This window comes from Streptomyces sp. HUAS MS02 (assembly GCF_055702265.1).
In genome coordinates, this window is sequence record NZ_CM146747.1 from 2,420,750 (window position 1) to 2,443,169 (window position 22,420).

The 22,420-nt window shown below is 70.3% G+C and carries 16 protein-coding genes and 1 pseudogene; 3 read left to right on the forward strand and 14 right to left on the reverse strand.

The annotated features are described in order from the left end of the window. Window positions 1-97: 97 nt before the first annotated feature. The 3 genes from ACZ9QC_RS10300 to ACZ9QC_RS10310 form a co-directional block, all read right to left on the reverse strand. Complete coding sequence (locus ACZ9QC_RS10300; RefSeq protein WP_472919893.1) at window positions 98-703, reverse strand: hypothetical protein; 606 nt, start codon at window positions 701-703, stop codon at window positions 98-100. A gap of 68 nt (window positions 704-771) precedes the next feature. Beyond that, window positions 772-1,473, reverse strand: coding sequence for a ribonuclease HII (locus tag ACZ9QC_RS10305; RefSeq protein WP_472919894.1), 702 nt, complete (start codon window positions 1,471-1,473; stop codon window positions 772-774). Window positions 1,474-1,564: 91 nt separating this feature from the next. Continuing rightward, complete coding sequence (locus ACZ9QC_RS10310; protein ID WP_472919895.1) at window positions 1,565-2,179, reverse strand: TetR/AcrR family transcriptional regulator; 615 nt, start codon at window positions 2,177-2,179, stop codon at window positions 1,565-1,567. 171 nt (window positions 2,180-2,350) lie between these two features. Between ACZ9QC_RS10310 and ACZ9QC_RS10315 the strand changes: the two genes are divergently transcribed. After that, a complete protein-coding gene (locus tag ACZ9QC_RS10315) occupies window positions 2,351-3,901 on the forward strand; it encodes an MFS transporter (protein ID WP_472919896.1) in 1,551 nt (516 codons plus the stop codon). A 179-nt stretch (window positions 3,902-4,080) separates the two neighbouring features. On the opposite strand, the gene ACZ9QC_RS10320 is transcribed toward ACZ9QC_RS10315, so the two are convergent. From ACZ9QC_RS10320 to ACZ9QC_RS10335, 4 genes are all read right to left on the reverse strand, one after another. Further along, on the reverse strand, window positions 4,081-5,769 hold the full coding sequence (locus ACZ9QC_RS10320) for a DUF4153 domain-containing protein (protein ID WP_472919897.1): 1,689 nt from the start codon (window positions 5,767-5,769) through the stop codon (window positions 4,081-4,083). 279 nt (window positions 5,770-6,048) lie between these two features. Beyond that, window positions 6,049-6,951, reverse strand: coding sequence for an ADP-ribosylglycohydrolase family protein (locus ACZ9QC_RS10325; protein ID WP_472919898.1), 903 nt, complete (start codon window positions 6,949-6,951; stop codon window positions 6,049-6,051). Between the two features lie 12 nt (window positions 6,952-6,963). Continuing rightward, window positions 6,964-7,623 carry a histidine phosphatase family protein gene (locus ACZ9QC_RS10330; RefSeq protein WP_472919899.1) on the reverse strand — a complete coding sequence of 220 codons (660 nt, stop codon included), beginning with the start codon at window positions 7,621-7,623 and terminating at the stop codon, window positions 6,964-6,966. 124 nt (window positions 7,624-7,747) lie between these two features. Beyond that, window positions 7,748-8,353, reverse strand: coding sequence for a YdbC family protein (locus ACZ9QC_RS10335; protein ID WP_472919900.1), 606 nt, complete (start codon window positions 8,351-8,353; stop codon window positions 7,748-7,750). Between the two features lie 152 nt (window positions 8,354-8,505). Here ACZ9QC_RS10335 and ACZ9QC_RS10340 point away from each other — a divergent pair, with 152 nt between their 5' ends. After that, entirely contained in the window at window positions 8,506-9,039 is a 534-nt protein-coding gene (locus tag ACZ9QC_RS10340) for a TerD family protein (RefSeq protein WP_472919901.1), read from the forward strand. 128 nt (window positions 9,040-9,167) lie between these two features. Here ACZ9QC_RS10340 and ACZ9QC_RS10345 read toward each other — a convergent pair whose 3' ends face one another. Together ACZ9QC_RS10345 and nrdR are read right to left on the reverse strand one after the other, a co-directional pair. Then, a complete protein-coding gene (locus tag ACZ9QC_RS10345) occupies window positions 9,168-12,062 on the reverse strand; it encodes a vitamin B12-dependent ribonucleotide reductase (protein ID WP_472919902.1) in 2,895 nt (964 codons plus the stop codon). A 162-nt stretch (window positions 12,063-12,224) separates the two neighbouring features. Beyond that, window positions 12,225-12,785: a transcriptional regulator NrdR gene (gene nrdR, locus ACZ9QC_RS10350; protein ID WP_472919903.1), complete on the reverse strand. Its 561-nt coding sequence runs from the start codon at window positions 12,783-12,785 to the stop codon at window positions 12,225-12,227. Between the two features lie 540 nt (window positions 12,786-13,325). Here nrdR and lexA point away from each other — a divergent pair. Then, window positions 13,326-14,102 (forward strand): transcriptional repressor LexA, encoded by a 777-nt coding sequence (gene lexA / locus ACZ9QC_RS10355; RefSeq protein WP_045561107.1) that lies wholly within the window; start codon window positions 13,326-13,328, stop codon window positions 14,100-14,102. Between the two features lie 186 nt (window positions 14,103-14,288). Here the strand turns inward: lexA and ACZ9QC_RS10360 are convergent, their stop codons facing one another. From ACZ9QC_RS10360 to ACZ9QC_RS10380, 5 genes and pseudogenes are all read right to left on the reverse strand, one after another. Then, a complete protein-coding gene (locus ACZ9QC_RS10360) occupies window positions 14,289-16,298 on the reverse strand; it encodes an ATP-dependent DNA helicase (RefSeq protein WP_472919904.1) in 2,010 nt (669 codons plus the stop codon). 222 nt (window positions 16,299-16,520) lie between these two features. Further along, window positions 16,521-17,285, reverse strand: coding sequence for a GNAT family N-acetyltransferase (locus ACZ9QC_RS10365; protein WP_472919905.1), 765 nt, complete (start codon window positions 17,283-17,285; stop codon window positions 16,521-16,523). A 107-nt stretch (window positions 17,286-17,392) separates the two neighbouring features. Beyond that, complete coding sequence (locus tag ACZ9QC_RS10370) at window positions 17,393-19,453, reverse strand: IucA/IucC family protein (protein WP_472919906.1); 2,061 nt, start codon at window positions 19,451-19,453, stop codon at window positions 17,393-17,395. A gap of 480 nt (window positions 19,454-19,933) precedes the next feature. After that, entirely contained in the window at window positions 19,934-21,436 is a 1,503-nt protein-coding gene (locus ACZ9QC_RS10375; RefSeq protein WP_472919907.1) for a diaminobutyrate--2-oxoglutarate transaminase family protein, read from the reverse strand. 246 nt (window positions 21,437-21,682) lie between these two features. After that, window positions 21,683-22,199: pseudogene (locus ACZ9QC_RS10380) on the reverse strand (SAM-dependent methyltransferase). Between the last annotated feature and the right edge of the window lie 221 nt (window positions 22,200-22,420).

A 22,420-nucleotide genomic window follows, 5' to 3' on the forward strand; every position in this document is an offset into this window, starting at 1 on the left:
CACGGGGTGTGGCCGCAATGCCGCCCGGATCGTTCGCGGGCATGCGCGGCTCCCCGGCGGGCCCTCGCGGGCCGACCGGGGCCGGGTCCGCAGTCGCTCAGACTCCGGCGCCCAGCACCGAGTTGATCGTCTGCGAGTCGCCGCACACGATCAGCAGGGCCCGGGCCCGGCCGAGGGCCTTGGGCAGCGCCTGGGCGGTGACGGCATCGGTTCCGCCGTTGACGGCGACCACGACGACGGGACGCGGCGCGGCCCGGTCGGTGGCCGAGGCATCGGCGTAGAAGACGTCGTCGCCCGCGTCGTGCTGCGCCCAGTAGGCGGCCTCGCCGAAGGAGAGCTCATGGTCGGCCCACGGGTGCGACTCGCCGGTGGTGATCACCAGCACGTCACCGGGGGCACGGCCCGACTCCAACAGCAGGTCGACGGCTTCCTCGGCGGCGTCCAGCGCGCCCTCGGCCGAGGCCGGGATCAGCTGGATCTGCGGGGTTGCGGCAGGGGCGGACGGCCCGGGCTTGGCCGCGGCGTGAGCCGCGCGCTGAGCCGGCACCGGCCGGGCAGGACCCGGACGACCAGGACGCGGCGGGGCCGCGGGACGGGGACCGGGTACGGGACGGGGGGTCGGCGCGACCCGGCCGCTGGCCGGAGTGGCACGCGGGCCCTGGGCACTCTCGTGAATCTGAGGCTCCTCGGGAATGAGAGGCATGAGCTGATATTTATCAAACGCCGGTGCGACTCGCGTCGGCGGGTGGCACATGAGCGCGAACGAATCCGTCAGAAATCGAAGCCGAGCTGACCCTCGATCTCCGGAACGCTTCCGTCCGCCCAGTTGCGGGCCTTCTTGAGGTGCCGCCACTGGGGCAGCGCATCAAGATACGCCCACGACAACCGGTGGTACGGGGTGGGGCCCCGCTCCGCCAGCGCGGCCTTGTGAACAGGCGACGGATACCCGGCGTTGGCCGCGAAACCGAAGTCTGCATGGTCGACACCCAGTTCGGCCATCATTTTGTCGCGCTGAACCTTGGCGATCACCGAGGCGGCCGCGACGGCGACACAGGACTGATCACCCTTGATCACTGTCCGAACCCGCCAGGGTGACCCCAGGTAGTCGTGCTTGCCGTCGAGGATGACCGCGTCGGGCCGCACCGGAAGGGCCTCCAGGGCCCGCACGGCGGCCAGCCGCAGCGCGGCCGTCATACCCAGGTCGTCGATCTCCTCCGGAGAGGCGTGACCGAGGGCGTGCGAGGTGACCCACTTCAGCAGTTCCCCGGCGAGCGACTCGCGTCGCTTGATCGTCAGGAGCTTGGAGTCGGTGAGGCCCTCGGGCGGTCGACGCAGTCCAGTGACCGCCGCGCAGACGGTGACGGGACCGGCCCAGGCTCCCCGCCCCACCTCGTCGACACCGGCGATGACCTTCGCTCCGGTCGTGGCACGCAGAGAGCGCTCGACGGTGTGGGTAGGTGGTTCGTACGGCATGGCGCCCTTAGCCTACGCCGCCCGCGTCCCCGCGCGACACCCAGGTTTCCCGGGGCAACCTGACCCCCCTGGGCGACCCCGCCCGAGCGCCTCACCGACAGAGCAACGGAACCATCAACTGGTCGATCATCTCCTCGATGTCCCGCTCGCTCCATTCGCTTCCGCACACCTTCGAGCGATACATCATCATGGCCGGAATCGCGTCGAAGACATAGCCGTTGGCCGCGTCGGAGCGCACCTCACCCCTCCTGATTCCACGCTCGACGACCTCGCGCAGCAGCTTGACCGTCGGCTCCACGACACCCTCGATGATCACACCATGAAAGCGTTCGGCCTGGATGGTGTCGCATTCGTGAATCACCGACCGCAGAGCGAACCCAGGACGCGAGAACATCGCCTCACGGGCCTGACGGCACAGCGCCAAGAGATCCTCGCGCACGTTCCCGAGGTCGGGCGCCTCCTCGAAACGCGGCAGCCCGGCCTGCAGGGCGTCGGCGACGAGGTCCTCCTTGGAGGGCCAGCGGCGATAGACCGCAGCCTTGCCCGTCTGGGCGCCCGCGGCGACCCCCTCCATGGTGAGGCCGCTCCAGCCGACCGTGCTGAGCTGCTCCAGCGCCGCGTCGAGGATGGCGCGCTCGAGCACGGCGCCGCGCCGGCGCGGGGAGACCGTCGGGGCGGGAGCGGCCGTCCAGCGCGAAGTGACCATCTGTGTTTCTCCGTTGAGCCAGGGGGCGGGGATGCCGAAAGCGGAAGTGGACGGACGACGCACACCACGGCAGCGACTTCAATGAACGCTTGCGTTCACTAAGGGGGACTCACTACCGTGGACGCGTCAGTGAACGCGAGCGTTCACTAAGGCACTTGTGGGGGACCCATAGTGACAACCTCTCCGTTGACTCAGGATCAGAAGCCGGGAGCCGCCCGCCGGGAGGGGCGTCCCGGCATCGCGCTCACCGTCATCGCGGCCTGCCAACTCATGGTGGTACTCGACGCGACGATTGTGAACATCGCGCTCCCGCACATTCAAGACGCGCTCAAGTTCAGCACCACCGATCTGACATGGGTGGTCAGCGCCTACACGCTGACCTTCGGCGGTCTGCTCCTCCTGGGCGGCCGGGCCGGTGACATCCTCGGCCGCCGCCGGGTGTTCATGACCGGAATCCTCGTCTTCACCCTCGCCTCGCTGCTCGGCGGCCTCGCCCAGGAACCCTGGCAGCTGCTCGCGGCCCGCGCGCTGCAGGGCGTCGGTGGGGCGATCGCCTCGCCGACGTCGTTGGCGCTCATCACCACGACGTTCCCCGAAGGACCCGAGCGGAACCGGGCGTTCGGCGTCTTCGCCGCGGTCTCCGCCGGTGGCGGCGCCATCGGCCTGCTCGCGGGCGGCATGCTCACCGAGTGGCTCGACTGGAGGTGGGTGCTGTTCGTCAACGTGCCCATCGGTGTGCTGATCGCCGTCCTCACCCCGATGTACATCAGCGAGTCCGAGCGGCACCCGGGACGGTTCGACATCGCGGGCGCGCTCACCTCGACCGCCGGTATGGCCTCGCTGGTCTACGGGTTCATCCGCGCGGCGGAGGACGGCTGGCGCGACGGCCTGACCATCGGTTCCTTCACGGCCGCGGTGGTCCTGCTGCTGCTGTTCGGCCTGATCGAGAGGCGCGCCAGGGAGCCCATCACCCCGCTGCGGATGTTCACCGACCGCAATCGCTCGGGCACGTACGTGATCATGCTGAGCCTCGCGGCGGCGATGTTCGGGATGTTCTTCTTCATCGTGCTGTTCGTGCAGAACGTGCTGCGCTACACCCCGATCGAGGCCGGTCTGGCCTTCCTCCCGGTGACCGTCGCGATCGTCACCGGTGCCGGTCTGTCCCAGCGGTTCCTGCCGGTGCTCGGCCCCAAGCCCTTCATGGTGGTCGGCTCCACGCTCGTGGTGCTCGGTCTGACCTGGCAGACCTTCATCAGCCCCGACAGTTCCTACGTCGGTGGCGTGCTCGGTCCGATGGTGACGTTCGGCTTCGGCATGGGCCTGAACTTCGTGACCCTCACCCTGACCGCGGTCTCGGGGGTAGCCCCGCACGAGGCGGGCGCGGCGTCCGGGCTGCTCAACGTCACGCAGCAGGTGGGCGGCTCGCTCGGCCTGTCCATCCTCACGACGGTCTTCGGTACGGCCAGCCGTGACGAGGCGGAGAAACAGGTCCAACTCTTCATGGCCCAGGCCACGGACGCGCAGAAGGCCGAGTTCGCCAAGACCCAGCAGCTGCCGGCTCCCTGGAGCCACGAGGTGCTCTCCCAGGGCATCTCGACGGCTTTCATACCCGCTGTCGCGATGGCCGTCCTCGCCCTGGCCACCGCCCTCGTGGTGATCAGGGTCCGCAAGAGCGACCTGGAAGCCCTCTCCGGCGCGGCCGCACCCACCGCCGCAGGCTGACGGGGCGGTCACGGGAGCGACCACCCACCGGCCGGATACGTACGGGAGAGCGCAGAGCCGACCGCGCACCGGCCGGATCACGCCCGGGGGATCGCTGCCCCGGAAGCCCACCAGCCGGACCACGCCCGGGTCCACGGTCCCCGGGCGTGGTCCGGCCGTGTGCGGGCCCGCGACGACTGTCAGCGGTAGTACTCCGGTCCCAGCTCACCGCACGCCGGTCCGCTCGCACCCCCCGTCGGCGGACGCTCCTCCAGGATGCGCCTGGCCTCGGCCTCGCCCCAGCTCGTGGCGTACCAGGGAACGTGGCGCCGCTCGTCCAGTTCCTCCTTGATGTTCCACAGCGCGCACGACCGCATGGGCTCCTCCAGCCGGTCCAGGGCGGGCACCGCGTCGGCGGACAGGCCTATGGCGTAGGGGAGGTCGAAGCGACCCGTGGTCTCGTACCGCTCGACGTTGCGCTCGGCGATCAGCCCGTCCGGCGACGCCAGCCCGAACGCGAGCACCACGGCGACCGCACTGGCCGCGACGGCGCGCGGCAGCCATCGGGCGCCCCACACACCGGCGGCCATGATGAGCACGATGACCAGGCCGAGCCAGAGCTCCATGGTCAGTACCGAGATCCTCAGTCGCGTCAGCCCATAGGCATCCACGTACATGTCCATGCGTCGCACCGCGGACGCCACGACGACGAGGGCCAGCGCGCACAGCGTGCCCAGGACCCCACGCACGAGCGTCCGGTCGCTCGGGCGGGTGCGCGGGGCCCAGCGCAGGGCGATCACGATGACCAGCAGGGTGAGCAGCGTGGCCATGAGCAGCTGCCAGAAGCCCTGGCGCGCGTACTGCGCGTAGGTCTGGCCGGTCTCCTTCAGGACGGCGTCGTAGCCGCCGAAGAGCACGGCGAGCTGAACGGAGTTGAAGACGGCGAAGAGCCCGACCAGTCCGACCAGGGGCAGCGCCCACTCGACACGGCCGCGGGCGCGTCCGGCCGGCACCTGGAGGCGGTCCCAACGAGCGGGTGCGGCCGCCGTACGGGCCGCCGCGAGGGTGCCGAACAGGCCCAGCGCGAGAAGCAGGAACCTCCAAGGGCCGTCGGTCACGGAGACGTCGGGCACCAGAGCGCCGAGCAGATCGGCGAAGGCCGCGTCGGCCCCGGCGAACAGCGCGCCGAAGACGAAGAGGAGGACCGCGGCGACGACGAACGCCCTCAGCAGAGGCGCCAGCCGGCCGCGATTGCCGCCCATCCGCTCGCGCAGACCCTGCCAGGCCCAGGCCGGACCGGTGACCAGCGAGGTGAAGACTCCGACGGGTCCGAGCAGGACGGCCGGCCAGGTGCGGCCGCCGTGCAGGGCCAGTGAACCCGCCGCGAACGCGGTGACGACGGCGAGGAACGAGGGCCACTCCGCGGCGCGCAGTGCGGGCACGGCCAGCAGGGCGAGTCCTCCGGCGCCCCAGACGAGGGCCCAGGGACGCGGACGTCGCCCCGCCCGACGGCCCGCGGCGTACACGGCGAGCGTGGCGGGCACGGCGACGAAGACCAGGTTGATCGCCAGCCCGTCGCCCAGCAGCACCATGCTGAGCAGGCCGGTGGCCAGGGCCGCCCACAGGGTCGCGGTGCGGATCGGCGCGGGATCACCGGGGCCGAAGTCGATCAGTGGCGATGGGTGCGGTGGTCCGGGCGGTGAGGGCACTGGTCGGGACGGTGTGCGCGCTGGTCCGCCCGGTATGGGTTCCGGCCGGTCCGCCTTGCCCTCCGGGGTGGCGTCCGCAGAGGTCGTCGGCCGACTCCGGCCCTTCTCGGTTCCCGCGCGGGCCCTCGGCGGCGGGCCTTCGGGTTCTGGCGTGGCTGGTGCTGACGGTGTCTCGGACATGGGACCCCCTCCCCCGACCGGCCCTCGTCGCCACCGTACGCAGCGCGCGGCTGCGGCAGAAGGCTCGTGACCGGTACCTCGTCGCCGCGTCTCGTCATGATCAACAGGCAGCGTGGCGGACAGGGTATGCCGCAGGCGAGCGCACGGGGTCGGCCTGGGAGCACACTGTGTCACCCCTGTGACAGTTGAGGTGCTTGGGATCGAAGAGACCGGGGAAGCGCAACCGCTACCCCAACGCCTCTCATGCCCAGGTCGGCCCAGGTCGGCCCGGTCGGTCGGTCATCCCACCTGGAGCCAGTCCGGGAACGCCTCGGTCTGCCGCGTCCAGGTCTCGGGGGGTGCCCCGGCCTTACCGGAGGCGACCACTCCGCCGACGATGGCACAGGTCGTGTCGACGTCTCCGCCCACCTGGGCCGTCGTCCAGAAGCCTCGCTCGTAGTCGCCGAGGGCGCGTGCCGCCGACCAGAGCGCGAACGGCACGGTGTCGTGCGCCGTCGTACGCCGTCCGCAGCCAAGGACGGCTGCGACGGTGTCCGCGTCGGCGTAGTCGAGCATGTCCCGCGCGCGCCGCAGGCCCGCGCCGACGGCGCTCTTCGGGACGAGGGCGATGACCCCGTCGAGTAGATCGCCGGGGCTAGGCGGTCCGGCGGGATCGGCCGCGAGGGCGGCGGCAGCGGCGACGGCCATGGCGCCGACGACGGCCTCACGGTGCTGGTGCGTGGGGTAGGCCGAGATCTCGGCCTGGTGGGTGGCCTGCTCGGGGTCGTTGGCGTACCAGGCGCCCAGCGGGGCGATCCGCATGGCCGCGCCGTTGCCCCAGGATCCCTGCCCGTTGAAGAGCGCGGAGGCCAGCTCACGCCAGTCGCCGCCTTCGCGGACCAGTCGCAGCAGGCGGTTGACCGCAGGCCCGTAGCCCCGGTCGAAGTCATGGTGCACAGCGAAGGAGCGGGCGAGTTCGTCCTGGTCGATCCGGTGGTGGGCCGCGAGGACGGCCACGACGGAGCAGGCCATCTCGGTGTCGTCGGTCCACTGCCAGGGGCCGGGCGGGATCTCGCGGCGCTTGAGCAGCGGGTAGTTCACGGGCACGAAGTACTGCGAGCCCAGCGCGTCCCCCACCGCGAGTCCGCGCAGGCTGCAGAGGGCCCGTTCGAGGGGGCCGGGAAGAGTGGAGTCAGCGGTCATCGCTCTGCCACTCTAACTGGTGGCTCCGTACGATTCCGGGTCCCGCCAGCGGTCGAACGGCCGGTCGAGCGTGTACTTGCCGTCCTCCCCGAGAACGAGCATCCGCATCTCCGCGTTCCCGGGGTTCGACAGCGACTCGAACTCCGCGACCGTCCAGTGGAACCAGCGCATGCAGAACAGACGCATGGCGAGTCCGTGGGTGACCAGCAGGACGTTCGGCGGGTGGTCGGGGTCCTCGAAACTGCGGAAGAGGCTCTCCAGGAAGCCGCCGACCCGGTCGTAGACGTCGGCGCCGGACTCCCCCTGCGCGAAGCGGTAGAAGAAGTGGCCGTAGGCGTCCCGGTATGCCTTCTGGAGGCGTACGTCGGCCGGGTCCTGCCAGTTGCCCCAGTCCTGCTCGCGCAGCCGTGGCTCCTCGCGCACCCGCACCTGCTCGGGGCTCAGGTGAAACGCCTGGAACGTCTCGTGCGTCCGGCGATAGGGGGAGACGTAGACGCTGACGCGCTCGCGGCCGACGACGTCGCGGATGTGTTTGCCGGTCTCCTCCGCCTGCTGCCAGCCGAGGTCGGTGAGCGCGAGGGCATGGTCGGGCTCGCGCTCGTACACGGTGTCATCAACATTGCCCGTTGACTCGCCGTGTCGGACAAGGATGATGCGCCGTGGTCGTGCCATGCCAAAACCCTAAAGGGGACGAGGGCGGATCGAGCACTCGTCCGGGTGCCATACGGCGTAGGTCACACCGGTCGCGCCCGCCGACCTTCATAGTTCGAAGATCAAACTCACGGGAGTTGGAATCTCAAACCGTCCAGCTCGGCTCCAGCTCCACGATGTCGCCGGTCATGGCGGCGACATCGGCCTCGATCTGCGCCCGCAGGGCGAGGCGTTCGATACGTTCGACGCGGTACTTGCCGTGCTCGGCCGCCGACTGCCACATGGAGAGGATCACGAACTCGTGACCGGGTGCCTCACCGAAGAGGCCGCGCACCATGCCCGGGGAACCGGCCATCGCGGGGTTCCAGACCTTCTCCTGCATCAGCGCGAAGTGCTCGGCCCGCTCCTCGTGGACACGGCAGTGCGCCACCCGCACCAGATCGGCGTCCGTGAAGCGCGGCTCGAATCCGGTCTTCACGTCGAACCGGTGGTCGAAGAGCTTCGCCTGCATGTCCTTGAAGGTGCCCGACTGCGACGCGGCGAGCCGGTCGTGGGAGCGCGCCATGAAGGAGTCGTAGAAGGCACGGCTCTCCCAGAAGGAGAAGATGTGCGCCACACCGGCCCGCCCCCGGCTCCAACCCCCGCCCTGTCCACGGAATCCCGGCTCCCCCAGTAGCCCCGCCCACTTTCGCTGCCCCCGTTCGAAACCGCGGCGGTCCACCACGGTGCAGCGAATCCACTTGACCAGCACCGCGCCATGGTAAGGCCACGGAACGTGGCGGCGGTCACTCTCCGGCCGGTTGCACCCGGGCGAGCGCCCCGGCGCGCATGCGAGGATGGACAACTGGCCTGGACCGCCAGGCAGTTCGGCCCGCACGCACAGATGAGGGGGAGGGAGTTCTGTTGAACGGCCTCAACAAGGGCATCCGCAAGGTAGAGGTGTCGCTCAAGTGGGACCCGAGTCCTGCCGGACAGCCGCCGACGGATCTCGACATCGTCGCGGCCCCTTACCCGGCGACCGATCCGACCGGCAGCCCCGCTTACGTCGTGCACTTCGACAGCCGCTCACCCGACGGCACCATCACCCTCAACCGTGACAGCAAGACCGGCCAGGGCTTCGGCTGGGACGAGGTCCTGACGGTCGAACTGAACCGCCTCGACAGCCGGTACGGCCGGGTCGTGATCGGTGTCGCCATACAGCAGGGATCGGGCCGGAGGACCTTCGCCGACGTCACCAAGCCCGCCCTGCGCATCCGTGAGGACTACACCGTCCTGGCGGAGGACGACTTCGGCGGCGTCCTCGGCTCGACGGCCGCGACCGTCGCCGAGTTCGTCCGTGACACCACCGGCGAATGGACCTTCCACCCGGGCATCACCGGCTTCGACGAGGACCCGGCGACCTTCGCCCGCGTCATGGGCGGCCCGCGCGCGGCCTGACCCTCACCCCCACTCGGGCACCGGGGGCGACATGTCAGCTTGATCGCCACGACAGCGGAAGGGGGGAGCCGGCCTGTCGCCGACTCCCCCCTTCCGGCAGTCACTTCACGCCCGGAAGGCGCTCACGTTCAGCTACAGCCGCTCGTCGAACCGCAGCCCTCGCAGATGTAGCAGGAGCCGGCCCGCTGCATCTTCGTACCGCAGGAGAAGCACAGCGGGGCGTCCGCATGGATGCCCAGCTGCATCTCCACCAGTTCGGCACTGGTGTGGGCCTGCTTCGGGGCGGGCACGGCCACCTCGGCTCCGGCCTTCGGGGTGGCGACGGCCTTCAGGTCCGTCTGCCGCGGGGCCGACTGCGCCAGACCCTCGACGTCGACGTCCTCCTCGGTGGGCTCGTACGAGCCGGTCTCCAGGTGGCGCTGGCGCTCCTCGGCGGAGTGGATGCCGAGCGCGGACCGCGTCTCGAAGGGCAGGAAATCGAGCGCCAGGCGGCGGAAGATGTAGTCGACGATCGACTGCGCCATCCGCACGTCCGGGTCGTCCGTCATGCCGGCCGGCTCGAAGCGCATATTGGTGAATTTCGAGACGTACGTCTCCAGCGGAACGCCGTACTGGAGGCCGACGGAGACCGCGATGGAGAAGGCGTCCATCATGCCCGCGAGGGTCGACCCCTGCTTCGACATCTTCAGGAAGACCTCGCCGAGACCGTCGTCAGGGTAGGAGTTGGCGGTCATGTAGCCCTCGGCGCCGCCGACCGTGAAGGAGGTCGTGATGCCGGGACGGCCCTTCGGGAGGCGCTTACGGACCGGGCGGTACTCGACGACCTTCTCGACCGCGGTACGGATCGTGTCCTCGGCCTTCGCCGTGATCTCGGCCTTCTCCGAGTCCTTGGTCTTCGCGGAGAGCGGCTGGCCTACCTTGCAGTTGTCGCGGTAGATCGCGAGCGCCTTGACGCCCAGCTTCCAGGCCTCGAAGTAGATCTCCTCGACCTCCTCGACGGTCGCCGTCTCCGGCATGTTGACCGTCTTGGAGATGGCGCCGGAGATCCACGGCTGGATCGCGGCCATCATGCGGACGTGACCCATCGGGGAGATGGCACGCTCGCCCATGGCGCAGTCGAAGACCTCGTAGTGCTCCTGCTTGAGGCTCGGGGCGTCGATCACATTGCCGTGGTCGGCGATGTGGGCGACGATCGCCTCGATCTGCTCCTCCTGGTAGCCCAGGCGGCGCAGGGCCTGCGGGACCGTGCCGTTGACGATCTGCATCGAGCCGCCGCCGACCAGCTTCTTGAACTTGACCAGCGCGAGGTCCGGCTCGACACCGGTGGTGTCGCAGGACATGGCGAGGCCGATGGTGCCGGTCGGCGCGAGCACGGACGCCTGCGAGTTGCGGAAGCCGTTCTTCTCGCCGAGGCGGAGCACGTCCTGCCATGCCTCGGTGGCGGCGGCCCACACCGGGGTGTCCAGGTCGTCCATGCGGACGGCCGTGCCGTTGGCGTCGGAGTGCTGCTTCATCACGCGGTTGTGGGCGTCCGCGTTGCGGGCGTAGCCGTCGTACGGGCCGACGATCGCGGCCAGTTCGGCGGAGCGCTTGTACGCAGTGCCGGTCATCAGCGAGGTGATGGCGCCGGCGAGGGCACGACCACCGTCGGAGTCGTACGCGTGACCGGTCGCCATCAGCAGGGCGCCGAGGTTGGCGTAGCCGATGCCGAGCTGGCGGAAGGCGCGGGTGTTCTCGCCGATCTTCTGGGTCGGGAAGTCGGCGAAGCAGATGGAGATGTCCATCGCCGTGATGACCAGTTCGACGACCTTGGCGAAGCGCTCGACCTCGAAGGACTGGTGGCCGAGGCCGTCGTCCTTGAGGAACTTCATCAGGTTCAGCGAGGCGAGGTTGCAGGACGTGTTGTCCAGGTGCATGTACTCGCTGCACGGGTTGGAGGCGGTGATACGACCGGACTCGGGGCAGGTGTGCCAGTTGTTGATCACACCGTCGTACTGGATGCCCGGGTCGGCGCAGGCCCACGCGGCCTCGGCGAGCTTGCGGAACAGCGCCTTGGCGTCGACCTTCTCGATGACCTCGCCGGTCATACGGGCGCGGAGACCGAACTCGGTGCCGTTCTCCACGGCCGTCATGAACTCGTCGTTCACGCGGACCGAGTTGTTGGCGTTCTGGTACTGGACGGACGTGATGTCGTCGCCGCCCAGGTCCATGTCGAAGCCCGCGTCGCGCAGGGCGCGGATCTTCTCCTCCTCCTTCACCTTGGTGGCGATGAAGTCCTCGACGTCCGGGTGGTCCACGTCCAGGACGACCATCTTGGCGGCGCGACGGGTGGCACCGCCCGACTTGATCGTTCCTGCGGAGGCGTCGGCACCGCGCATGAAGGAGACCGGACCGGAGGCGTTGCCGCCGGAGGAGAGCAGTTCCTTGGAGGAACGGATGCGGGAGAGGTTCAGGCCGGCGCCGGAGCCGCCCTTGAAGATCATGCCCTCTTCCTTGTACCAGTCGAGGATCGACTCCATGGAGTCGTCGACGGCCAGGATGAAACAGGCGGAGACCTGCTGGGGCTGCGGCGTGCCCACGTTGAACCACACGGGGCTGTTGAAGCTGAAGATCTGGTGCAGGAGGGCGTACGCCAGTTCGTGCTCGAAGATCTCGGCATCGGCGGGCGAGGCGAAGTACTTGTTCTCCTCGCCGGCCTTCGTGTACGTCTTCACGATGCGGTCGATCAGCTGCTTCAGGCCGGTCTCACGCTGCGGGGTGCCCACGGCACCCCGGAAGTACTTGCTGGTGACGATGTTGACCGCGTTCACCGACCAGAAGTCGGGGAACTCCACGCCGCGCTGCTCGAAGTTGACCGAGCCGTCGCGCCAGTTGGTCATGACGACGTCACGCCGCTCCCAGACCACCTCGTCGTACGGGTGCACGCCGGGGGTGGTGTGGATGCGCTCGATACGCAGGCCCTTGCTCGCCTTGGTGCCCTTGGCGCGGGAACTCCGTGCCGGACCGCTCGCCGTCTCTGTCATGCCGCCTCCCTGTACGGGCGAAAACGCCCTGAAGTGCCACGATGTTCCCGTGACACGGTGTTCTGTCTTGTGTCACGACCCGGCTGACACAGCCGTTCGCGACAGGTCTGGATCGCCGCCGGTCGTCCGGACCACCCACTGGTCCGGCGGTGCGGCCCGCCGTCAGTCGGCGGCGTTGGCGGGCACTGGGACCTGAACAGTCCCTCCGGACCCGCGGTCGCTCTCCACGCGCCCCCCGGCCGCGCTCTCGACGTCCTCGTCGTGCGCGTCGGGACGCTTCTCCTGCTCCCTGAGTTCCGCGATCGCGGCCTCGAAGTCCTCCAGCGAGTCGAACGCCCGGTAGACGCTCGCGAACCGCAGGTAGGCGACAAGGTCGAGTTCCTGCAACGGGCCGAGTATGGCCAGCCCCACGTCATGGGTGGTCAGCTCGGCGCTTCCGGTCGCACGCACCGCCTCCTCGACCCGCTGGCCGAGCTGGGCGAGCGCGTCCTCGGTGACAGGCCTGCCCTGGCATGCCTTGCGGACGCCATTGATGACCTTGGTACGACTGAAGGGCTCGGTCACGCCGGACCTCTTGACCACCATCAGCGAGCACGTCTCCACCGTCGTGAAACGACGGGAGCAGTCGGGACACTGGCGGCGCCTGCGGATCGACGTGCCGTCGTCCGTCGTACGACTGTCGACGACGCGGCTGTCGGGGTGCCTGCAGAAGGGACAGTGCATAACTCCAACCCTCCTCACAGCACGACTCAATAGGCCCCACGGGGCACTCGGGCCCCGCGGAAGCAGCCCCAAGCATAGGGGATGACCATGAGCCCGAGGACCCGGGGGACCACAACTTCTGGGCCGCTACGGCAATCCAAGCACTAGATGTAGGGCTTGGCACGTAAATCCCCCCACGGCGCGCGTGTCGCGCACGTATGGGCATGTGCCGGACGAGCAGTCCGTCGCGGAGCGCGTTCGCGCCGTCGCGGAGCGGACGGGGGCACGGCGGGGGCACCACGAGAAAGGGGTCGGTACCCGGTCGACGGAGGACCGGATGGCAGACTGGGCCACGCGGCGACAGCGGCCCACAAGGCCCCCTCGCCCCGGCGGTGAAGAGTACAGCAATCAACGCTTTTGTCCGTCGGAGCCGCCCGCTCTACACCCGGACACATGGTCACGTCAGGTAATCCACGGTTTTTCACTCGAACGTGTGTTTGGCGCAACCTTTCGAAAGCAACTACCGTTGTGCTGCACGGGAGACCATCGAGAGGGGCCGACGTGACCACCACCGCTGACAGTGCCACCATCACTGCCCAGGACCGCTCCCAGAGCCGACTCGAGCCGGTGCATGCGATGAACGAAGCCACGAACCATGAAGGGCCCAAGCGTGCCCTGCCCGGCCGACCTCCAGGCATCAGGGCAGACAGCTCCGGGCTCACCGACCGGCAGCGCCGGGTCATCGAGGTGATCAGGGACTCGGTGCAGCGGCGCGGATACCCGCCGTCGATGCGGGAGATCGGCCAGGCGGTCGGCCTGTCCAGCACGTCCTCCGTGGCGCACCAGCTGATGGCCCTGGAGCGCAAGGGCTTCCTGCGCCGCGACCCGCACCGTCCGCGTGCGTACGAGGTCCGGGGTTCCGACCAGGCCTCGGCGCAGCCGACGGACACGGCGGGCAAGCCGGCCGCCTCGTACGTGCCGCTCGTCGGCCGGATCGCCGCCGGTGGCCCGATCCTCGCCGAGGAGTCCGTCGAGGACGTGTTCCCCCTCCCCCGCCAGCTGGTGGGTGACGGCGAGCTCTTCGTCCTGAAGGTCGTCGGCGACTCCATGATCGAGGCGGCGATCTGCGACGGCGACTGGGTGACGGTCCGCCGCCAGCCCGTCGCGGAGAACGGGGACATCGTGGCCGCCATGCTGGACGGTGAGGCCACCGTCAAGCGCTTCAAGCGCGAGGACGGCCATGTCTGGCTGCTCCCGCACAACGCCGCCTACGAGCCCATCCCGGGTGACGACGCGACCATCCTCGGCAAGGTGGTGGCCGTTCTGCGCCGCGTCTGACACCCAGCGGCGGACGGTTGCCCGTGCCCGTCCCCGCCCCTGATCCGGGCCCCGGAATCCACTGCGCCGGTTCCGGGGCCCTGGGCTGTCCAGGGCCCGCCCGGACTCCACGGCCCGAGGGCTGAGCCCACGCGCGACGGCCGGTGGCCTGTTCCCTCGTCATGGGGACAGGCCACCGGCCGTTCGTCACGCCTCCGCCTTCACCGCTTCCTCCCGCTGCTCCGCCGCTTCCCCGTCCTTCGCGGCGCTGTCGATCGCGGCGAGCGACCTGCGGACCTGGTTGCGGTCCGTCGTGTACCAGAAGTCGGGCAGTGAGGCCTTCAGATAGCTGCCGTACCGCGCGGTCGCGAGCCGTTGGTCCAGTACCGCGACCACACCACGGTCCCCCTGCGCCCGTACGAGACGGCCGGCGCCCTGCGCCATCAGCAGAGCCGCGTGCGTGGCGGCGACCGCCATGAAGCCGTTGCCGCCCGCCTCCTCGACGGCCTTCTGGCGAGCGCTCATCAGCGGGTCGTCGGGCCGGGGGAACGGGATCTTGTCCATCACGACCAGCTGGCAGCTGGGACCCGGCACGTCCACGCCCTGCCAGAGCGAGAGGGTGCCGAAGAGACAGGTCTTCGGGTCGGCCGCGAAGCCCTTGATCAGCTCCCCGAGCGTCTCCTCCCCCTGGAGCAGGATCGGGTACTCGGGGATGCGGACGCGCAGTTCCTCCGCCGCCAGTTGGGCGGCCCGCATCGACGAGAACAGCCCGAGCGTCCGGCCGCCGGCCGCCTGGATCAACTCTGTGAGCTCGTCCAGCATGTCCCCCCGGTCGCCGTCCCTCGCGGGACGTGAAAGGTGCTTGGCGACATAGAGGATGCCCTGCCTCGGGTAGTCGAACGGCGATCCGACATCCACCCCCTTCCACTGTGGAAGGTCGTCGCCCTGGGTGCCCTCGGGAGCCAGTCCCAGCGAGGCCCCGACGCCGTTGAAATCGCCGCCCAGCTTGAGCGTGGCCGAGGTCAGGGTGACGGAGCGGTCCGCGAAGAGCTTCTCCCGGAGCAGACCCGACACGGACATCGGCGCGACGCGCAGAGACGCGCCGAAACGGTCATGGCGTTCGTACCAGACGACGTCCCACTCCGAACCGTTGCTGATCCGCTCCGCCACGTCGTGCACGCTCTCCACGGCCGCCAGAGCCTGCTTGCGGACGGCGTCCTCGTCCTGGACGGACTTGTCGCGGGTGCTGCCGATCGCCGAGATCACCGCGCGAGCGGCATCGCGCAGCGCCATCAGGACGTACGCCAGATCCTCGGGGATCTCTTCCAGGCGGCCCGGCAGAGCCAACTCCATGATCCGCTCGAACCCCTCGGCGGCGGTCTGGAGCTGGTCCGCGACCTTCTCGTTCACGAGCTTCGCCGCCCGCTTCACGGCACGGTTGACCTGGCCCGGGGTGAGCTCGCCGGTCGCCACGCCGGTCACCCGGGAGACGAGTTCGTGCGCCTCGTCCACGATCAACACCTCGTGCGGCGGGAGAACCGGAGCGCCCTCGATGGCGTCGATCGCGAGCAGCGCGTGGTTGGTGACGACGACCTCGGAGAGCTTGGCCCGCTCCCGGGCCATCTCGGCGAAGCATTCGGCGCCGTACGCGCATTTCGTGGCGCCCAGGCATTCCCTGGACGACACGGAGATCTGCGCCCAGGCGCGGTCGGACACTCCTGGGGTGAGGTCGTCCCGGTCGCCGGTCTCGGTCTCCTGCGACCAGTCCCGCAGCCTCAGCAGGTCCTGGCCCAGCTTGCTGCTGGGGGCGGCCGCCTCGAACTGGTCGAAGAGGCCCTCCTCCTCGTCCTGCGGCACGCCTTCGTTCAGCCGGTGCAGACACAGATAGTTCGACCGGCCCTTGAGCATCGCGAACTCCGGGCGGCGGCGCAGGAGGGGGTGCAGCGCGTCGACCGTTCTCGGCAGGTCCCGCTCCACGAGCTGCCGCTGGAGCGCGAGGGTCGCCGTCGCGACGACGACGCGCTCTCCCTGGGCGAGCGCGGGCACCAGGTACCCGAGGGACTTGCCGGTGCCGGTGCCTGCCTGGACCAGCAGATGGGAGCCGTCGTCGATCGCCTCCGCGACGGCTTCGGCCATGGTCACCTGGCCGGGGCGCTCCGTGCCGCCGACAGCGGTGACGGCTGCGTGCAGGAGTTCGTGGAGTGAGGGCTTCGTCATAGCGCGACCACCCTACGGGGCACCACTGACAAACGGGTGATCGCGGCGGACGCGTGGGGCCTGGGAGGCGGGATCAAGTCGTCTTCTCTTCGACGGGACGGGATGGTCTAGGAGCCCGGACATCGAGTCGGGTCGAGTCGGGGCGGGGCGATTGGACCGGGAACCGGATCGGCGCGAGCGGTGTACCAGAAATGACGGCGTCACAGCAGATCCACATCGGATCTACATCAGATCGCGCAGCAGCCGGTCCCTGCACATGAGGGCGGCCCGCTTGTCGGGCAGGTCGACCTCGGTGGAGTACCGGAAGCCCGCGCTGAGGAAAGCGGAGACGGAGGGAAAGTTGCGCAGGTCGGGTTCCGCGACGACGCGGGCACAGGAAGGTCTTCTGTCGAGGATGAGATCGGCGACGGCGCGGAGCAAGGTGGAGCCGAGACCGCGCCCCCGCTGGGCCACGGGTCCGATGAGCAGATGGATCCCGGTGTCGTGGGGACGGGCCGGGTAATGGCGGGCAAGGGGGTCGAGATCCGCCCGGTAGATCTCCCAATAGCTCACCGGGGTTCCGTTCAGCAGTCCGAGACAGGGCATGCTGCGGCCGTCTCCGTCGAGCTGGGCACGTAGGTGGTGCGCGGTGACGTCCTCGGTTCCGCCGAGCTTCCAGTAGGAGTCCACGGCCGAGTCGTTCATCCAGCGGGAGATCAGCGGAACGTCCCGCCCGAGGCGCACGGGGACGAGGTGCAGGGTGCCTGCAGGGGTGGCGACCGGCCCCCAGTCCGCGAGGTGGTCGAGCAACTCTCCGTTGGCCGGGCGTCCCCCCTGCCCCGCGTCGGTACCCCCGTCGTACGGATCGGAGTCCTCGGAGCCGGTGTCGTCGGACAGGAGCGCGAGGAAGTCGTCGGTCAGGCGCAGTTCGAGGGTGTCCTCGTTGCCGGGGGCCGAGGCGGTGCCGGTGTCGGTGGTCGCATGGGTGCTCGCGTCGGTGGGAGGCACGGCGACGCTCCTCTCAGGAGATCGGGTGGGTCATGTTCCTCGGAACTGAAGGGAGTCGGACTGCACGGACGAGCGGGCTGGACCGCAGTAGGGGGATGAGTGGCCGGTCACGGATGGAGGGGGTTGGTGAGGGTGACGTAGACGGACTGGGTGTCGACGGGACCGACGAGTTCGTCGAGGCCGTGGAGGCGGGTCAGCAGGTTGGCCTTGCAGCGCAGGACGGGTGAGTCGAGCAGTCGGGCGGGCAAGGTGGTGTTCAGCCGGGCGGGGCCGGTGGCCACATCCGTGAGGAAGCGGCGGAAGGCGGCGAGAAGAAGCCGCTCGTCGGCCAGGCGCTGGGAGCCGAAAGCGCCGATGAGACCGAGCACGTTGTTGATGCCGAGGTAGTAGGCGAACCGTTCGTCGGTGACCTCGTCGGAGACGAACGTGTCGCTGCGCTCGCCGATGCCGGGCAGTCGGGACCGGAGGTCCGCGCGGCGGGACTCACGGAAGTAGTAGCCCTGGTTGTCGCGGAACCTTCCGCCGATGGGCCAGCCGTCGGGGTCCAGTAGGACGAGCGTGTTCTGCTGGTGCGCTTCGAGGGCGATCCCGGCCTCACTGTCGAGCCACAGCACGGGCCGCACGACGTGTTCCAGGTAGCGCAGGAACCACTCGACGGCCACGGCTCCCCGGGGACGGCCGGTCCGCTCGGCGAGGCGGGTGACGACCTGCTCGAGCCGCGACCGCATGAGGAGGCGCTCGTCGGGATGGCGCTCCCCGAAGGGGTACGGCCGGGGTGACACGAGGCCGGCGACGCAGGACGCGTCGTCCGCCGGGCCGAACGGGTTGTGTCGGATGACCACGTCCAGGCCCACCAGGGGGTCGCCGTCCGGTGCGGTGACCGCCAGCCAGGCCGGGTCGCGGACGATGTCGAACCCGGGATGGGCCTCGTGCCACCGCTCGGCCAGGCCGGTGCGCAGCAAGCGGTGCACCTCGACACCGCGATGGAGTTCCTTGCGGAGGTTCTCACGGCGGGAGTTGGTGATGCGCAGCCCCAGCGAGAGTTTCAGCATCGCGGGGGCGCCGGTGCGGTGAACGGTGCGGACGGAGGAGGTGGGGTGCCAGGGAGCGCCGTGCGGGCCCAGGTCGCGCAGCAGGCCGGCGTCGAGCAGCGCGGCGACGGCCGGGCGGTGGCGGACCTCGCGGAGCTGCCAGGGGTGCAGGGGCAGGGCGGTGAAGCCGTTGGGGAGTGGCAGGTCCGGCCCGGCCAGCCGAGCGGTCAGACGGCCGGCGGGGACGACACGGCCGCGCTCGGTCCACGCCGAGTCGGTCGACAGGACGGAGGGCGCGATCGCCATCCAGTGCAGGGGGAAGGAGCCACGCAGTTCAGGTGAGTACGGGCGCGCTTCGGCCTCGGAGAGCCCTTCCCGGCTCTTCGGGGTGGGGTGGAGGGGATGGCCGAGGAGGAGGGCCTGCTCGGCGGCCAGGAACCGGTCGGGGGCGTCGGAGGGTCGAGCTCGGCGCTCGGTGATGAACAGGGCGACCTGACGGACGGAGTCGGCGACCCGCCCCACCAGGTCCAGTTGGTCGCGCTCGACGGGCGGGGTGGGCTGGATGTGCTGGGTGGGCGCAGCCGTGGGTTGGGGTCGGGGCCGGGTGGTTGTGCCCTGCGTGCCTCGTGCGGTCGCCTCGCGGGTCAGCAGGGCCGCGAGCGTGACCGCGTCGACGGAGGGTGCGGTGTCGGGGGCGCCGGCGAGGTGGGGTCGGCCGAAGCGGTGCCAGCCGGTGGGAGACCAGTAGCGCACCGGGGCGAGGAGGGTCGTGCCGGTGGCGGGGAGAGGGATGTGGAGGATGCCGCCGTGGTCTTGGAGAGGGGTGAGGTCGTGTTCGCGTACCCAGCAGCGCAAGAGGTTCTCGACCGCTGCCGCCTGTGCGGCGGTGTGCGGGTCGGGGTGGTTCAGGAGGTCGGCGTCGGTCCCGAGGTCGGGGTTGGGGTTGGGCGAGGGCCTAGGGGCCCAGCTGCCGTCGGTGTCCTGGCGTGGGGCCGGCCAGCAGTGCTCGTGGCTCGGCCCCGTCGGGTGGCCGGGAAGCGCGGGTCCGCATCGGACTGGCTGGGCGGGGCACGGCGCCTGCGCGGGCACGCCGGGGTGGGGGGCGGCTTGGCGCCGCGTTGGGTCCAGCAGGTTCAACCCCGGTTCCGTCAGGTAGCTGTCCCGCTCGACTTGGCTGGGACCGAACTCTCCCCGCTCGGCTTGGCTGGGCCTGTGCTGCCTCGGCTCGACCTGGCTGGGCTCGTGCTGCCTCGGTTCGGCCTGGGTGGGCCCGGGCTCTCCCGGCTCGACCCGCGCGGGTCGCCGCTGTCCCGGCTCGGTCTGGCCGGGCGATGGTTCGGGACGGCCTGGCAGCGGTGGTTCAGCGCTCAAAAGGCCGGAGGGCTGAGGGACGTGGGTTTCCGGGGAGTGGTGGTGGGTGCGGGCCCCGGGGGCGGGCGGCGGGTTCACGGCGGTTCCTGGGGTTGCTCGTGCGGGAGGGCAGTCGCGGGTTCGTACTGGCGAGCGGAGGTGGGGCTGGTCTTGAAAGGGAGCAGGCGTGCGGGGCAGTGGTGGGGCGGTGCCATGGGTGGGTGGCTGGTCGGGGTGTGGCGGGGTGGGCGGTTGTGGGGGTGGTGTTCAGCAGCCCGGCGTGCGGGCGGGGGCTCCGGCTCGCGCGGGGGCCGGGTGCGACGGGAGTCGTGTCGCTGCGGTGGCCGCCACCGAGGCGATCGCGTCCGTCAGGCGGTCGAGCACGGCGTTCGTCTGATCGTCGGTGATCGTGAGGGGCGGCAGGAGGCGTACGACGCCGGCGTGGCGGCCGCCGAGATCGACGATCAGCCCACGGCGGAGGCACTCGCGCTGTACCGCGGTGGCGAGGGAAGGGGCGGGTGGGCGCGGACCGGTCTCGTCGGATCCAGGGTTCGCGTCCGGGGTGACCATTTCGATGCCGATCATCAGCCCTCTTCCTCGTACGTCACCGACGCAGGCGAACCGCTCGGTGAGGGGGCGGAGTTGGGCGAGGATGCGGGTGCCCAGGGTGGCGGCGCGTTCGGCGAGGCCGTTCTCGCGGACGTGGGCGAGGGTGGCGGCGCCCGCGGCCATGGCGAGCTGGTTGCCGCGGAAGGGGGTCGCGTGGGTGCCGGGCCGCCAGACGTCGAGGTCGTCGCGGTGGACCACGACGGCCAGCGGGAGGCTGCCGCCGATGGCCTGGGAGAGGACCATGACGTCGGGGACGACGCCGCTGTGCTCGACGGCCCAGAAGCGGCCGGTGCGGCCCACGCCCGTCCGGACCTCGTCGGCGATCAGCGGGATCGAGTGTGCGGCGGTGATCTCCCGCATGCGGCGCAGCCAGCCGTCCGGGGCGGGGAGGACTCCTCCCTCGCTCTGGACGGGTTCGAGGAGCATGCCGGCGGGCAACGGTGCTCCGGGCTCGGCGTCGTCGAGGACGGACTCGGTCCAGCGGGCGGCGAGTTCGGCGCCGCGTGCGCCGCCGATACCGAACGGGCAGCGGTAGTCCTGCGGGTAGGGCAGGCGTGCCGCCCGGATATGGCGGGCGGCCGCGGGGGCTTCGAGGGCCCCGGTGTTCAGGTCGGCGTGGGCGCCGGTGAACGTGAGCAGGCCGGAGCGCCCGGTGGCGGCCCGGACCAGTCTGCAGGCGGCCTCGACCGCGTCGGTGCCGGAGGGGCCGCAGAACCGGACGCGGGCGCGGTCCGCGAGCTCTGGGGGCAGGGTGCGGAGAAGTTCGGTGGTGAAGGCGTCCTTGGCGGGGGTGGGCAGGTCGAGGACGTGCAGCGGAGCACCCGAGACGACCGCCTTGCGGATGGCTTCGAGGACGACCGGGTGGTTGTGGCCGAGGGCGAGGGTGCCGGCGCCGGACAGACAGTCGAGGTAGCGGCGGCCGTCGGCGTCCTCGACGGTCAGCCCGCGCGCGCGTACGGGAACGACGGGCAGGGAGCGCGCGTAGGTGCGTGCCGCCGAGTCTCGCGCGGCCTGCGGCCACGGAATCCCTCCGTGCCCCGACCGCACGGCACGTGCCCCGTCGTGCTCCCGTCGTGGGCGGCCCGGTTCGCCCGCGGGTCTCGGACTAGCTCGCTCGGGCTCACGTCCCACCGGCGCCACCGCGGACTCGGTCACCGCCACTGCTGCACTTCCTCCCACGGTTCATCAGAGGCGAGTCGGCAGGGGTCACCGAACACCGGCGGGTCCCCCGCACGTACCAACGACGAGACAGGTACGGGGAAGCGGGTCGGACGAAAATATGTGCCGCGGCGGAGGCTTGGCCGGCCCGGTCCGATCCGCCTGGGTCCCGCCGACCGGGCCACCGGCCCGTGTCCCTGCGGTCGGGCCCGGACGGCCGGAGCGGTGCGACCGGGTTCCGGTGGTGGGTTACCGCTTCAGTCCGACGCCGCCGAAGTGGGTGACGTGGATGTCCTCGTCGTCGGCTCCGGGGCGCCGGCGGGAACAGGAGACGATGACCGGGGGAAGGAGTTCGATGCCATGGAAGAGGCGTACGAGGTCGGCATGGCTGCGCAGTGTCATCGGCGCCGAACCCTGTCCGTTCCAGTACTCCCCGGCCTGTGTCATCGCTTCGCCGTGGACCTCGGTGGTGGGATCGGAGATCACGTGGTGGCTGTCGGGCGGTACTGCATCCGCCAACCGTCTTACAACAGCGGCCGCTTCGTCGGCGTCCATGACGAGGTTCAGGACACCCAGCATGGTGATCGCGATCGGCTGCCGGAAGTCCAGGGTGCCCGCGGCACGGCGAGGGGCCAGGAGGTGGCGGTCGGCGACGGCGGAGCGTTGGAAGCTCGGGCACGAAACCGAGGATCTGGTCGCCGACCTGCTCGTCGACCTCGTAGTGGTCCTTGCCGCCCAACCAGTAGTTCCAGATCCGCGCCTGGATTCACTCGCTCAACCACCTCCGCGGAAAAGGCATTTGGTCAGGGCAGTTGGTCGGCTGCGCCTGGTCGATCGCCTGGTCGGGGGGCTCGTAGCCAAACCGTTGCCGTTCCATCGGATGTCCCCCACACCGACCGCATAGTGTGTGGTGCCGTTCCGAAGGACGCGGCTCGGTGGATGTCGCCAAGCCGCGCGGACGAGGACTACGTACGTAGTAGGTACGAA

Bases quoted from the DNA above. Each gene is read 5' to 3' on its own strand.
- ACZ9QC_RS10310 (WP_472919895.1), bottom strand. From the start codon at position 2,179: ATGGTCACTTCGCGCTGGACGGCCGCTCCCGCCCCGACGGTCTCCCCG.
- ACZ9QC_RS10320 (WP_472919897.1), bottom strand. From the start codon at position 5,769: ATGTCCGAGACACCGTCAGCACCAGCCACGCCAGAACCCGAAGGCCCG.
- ACZ9QC_RS10305 (WP_472919894.1), bottom strand. From the start codon at position 1,473: ATGCCGTACGAACCACCTACCCACACCGTCGAGCGCTCTCTGCGTGCC.
- ACZ9QC_RS10360 (WP_472919904.1), bottom strand. From the start codon at position 16,298: ATGACGAAGCCCTCACTCCACGAACTCCTGCACGCAGCCGTCACCGCT.
- ACZ9QC_RS10300 (WP_472919893.1), bottom strand. From the start codon at position 703: ATGCCTCTCATTCCCGAGGAGCCTCAGATTCACGAGAGTGCCCAGGGC.
- nrdR (WP_472919903.1), bottom strand. From the start codon at position 12,785: ATGCACTGTCCCTTCTGCAGGCACCCCGACAGCCGCGTCGTCGACAGT.
- ACZ9QC_RS10330 (WP_472919899.1), bottom strand. From the start codon at position 7,623: ATGGCACGACCACGGCGCATCATCCTTGTCCGACACGGCGAGTCAACG.
- ACZ9QC_RS10325 (WP_472919898.1), bottom strand. From the start codon at position 6,951: ATGACCGCTGACTCCACTCTTCCCGGCCCCCTCGAACGGGCCCTCTGC.
- ACZ9QC_RS10345 (WP_472919902.1), bottom strand. From the start codon at position 12,062: ATGACAGAGACGGCGAGCGGTCCGGCACGGAGTTCCCGCGCCAAGGGC.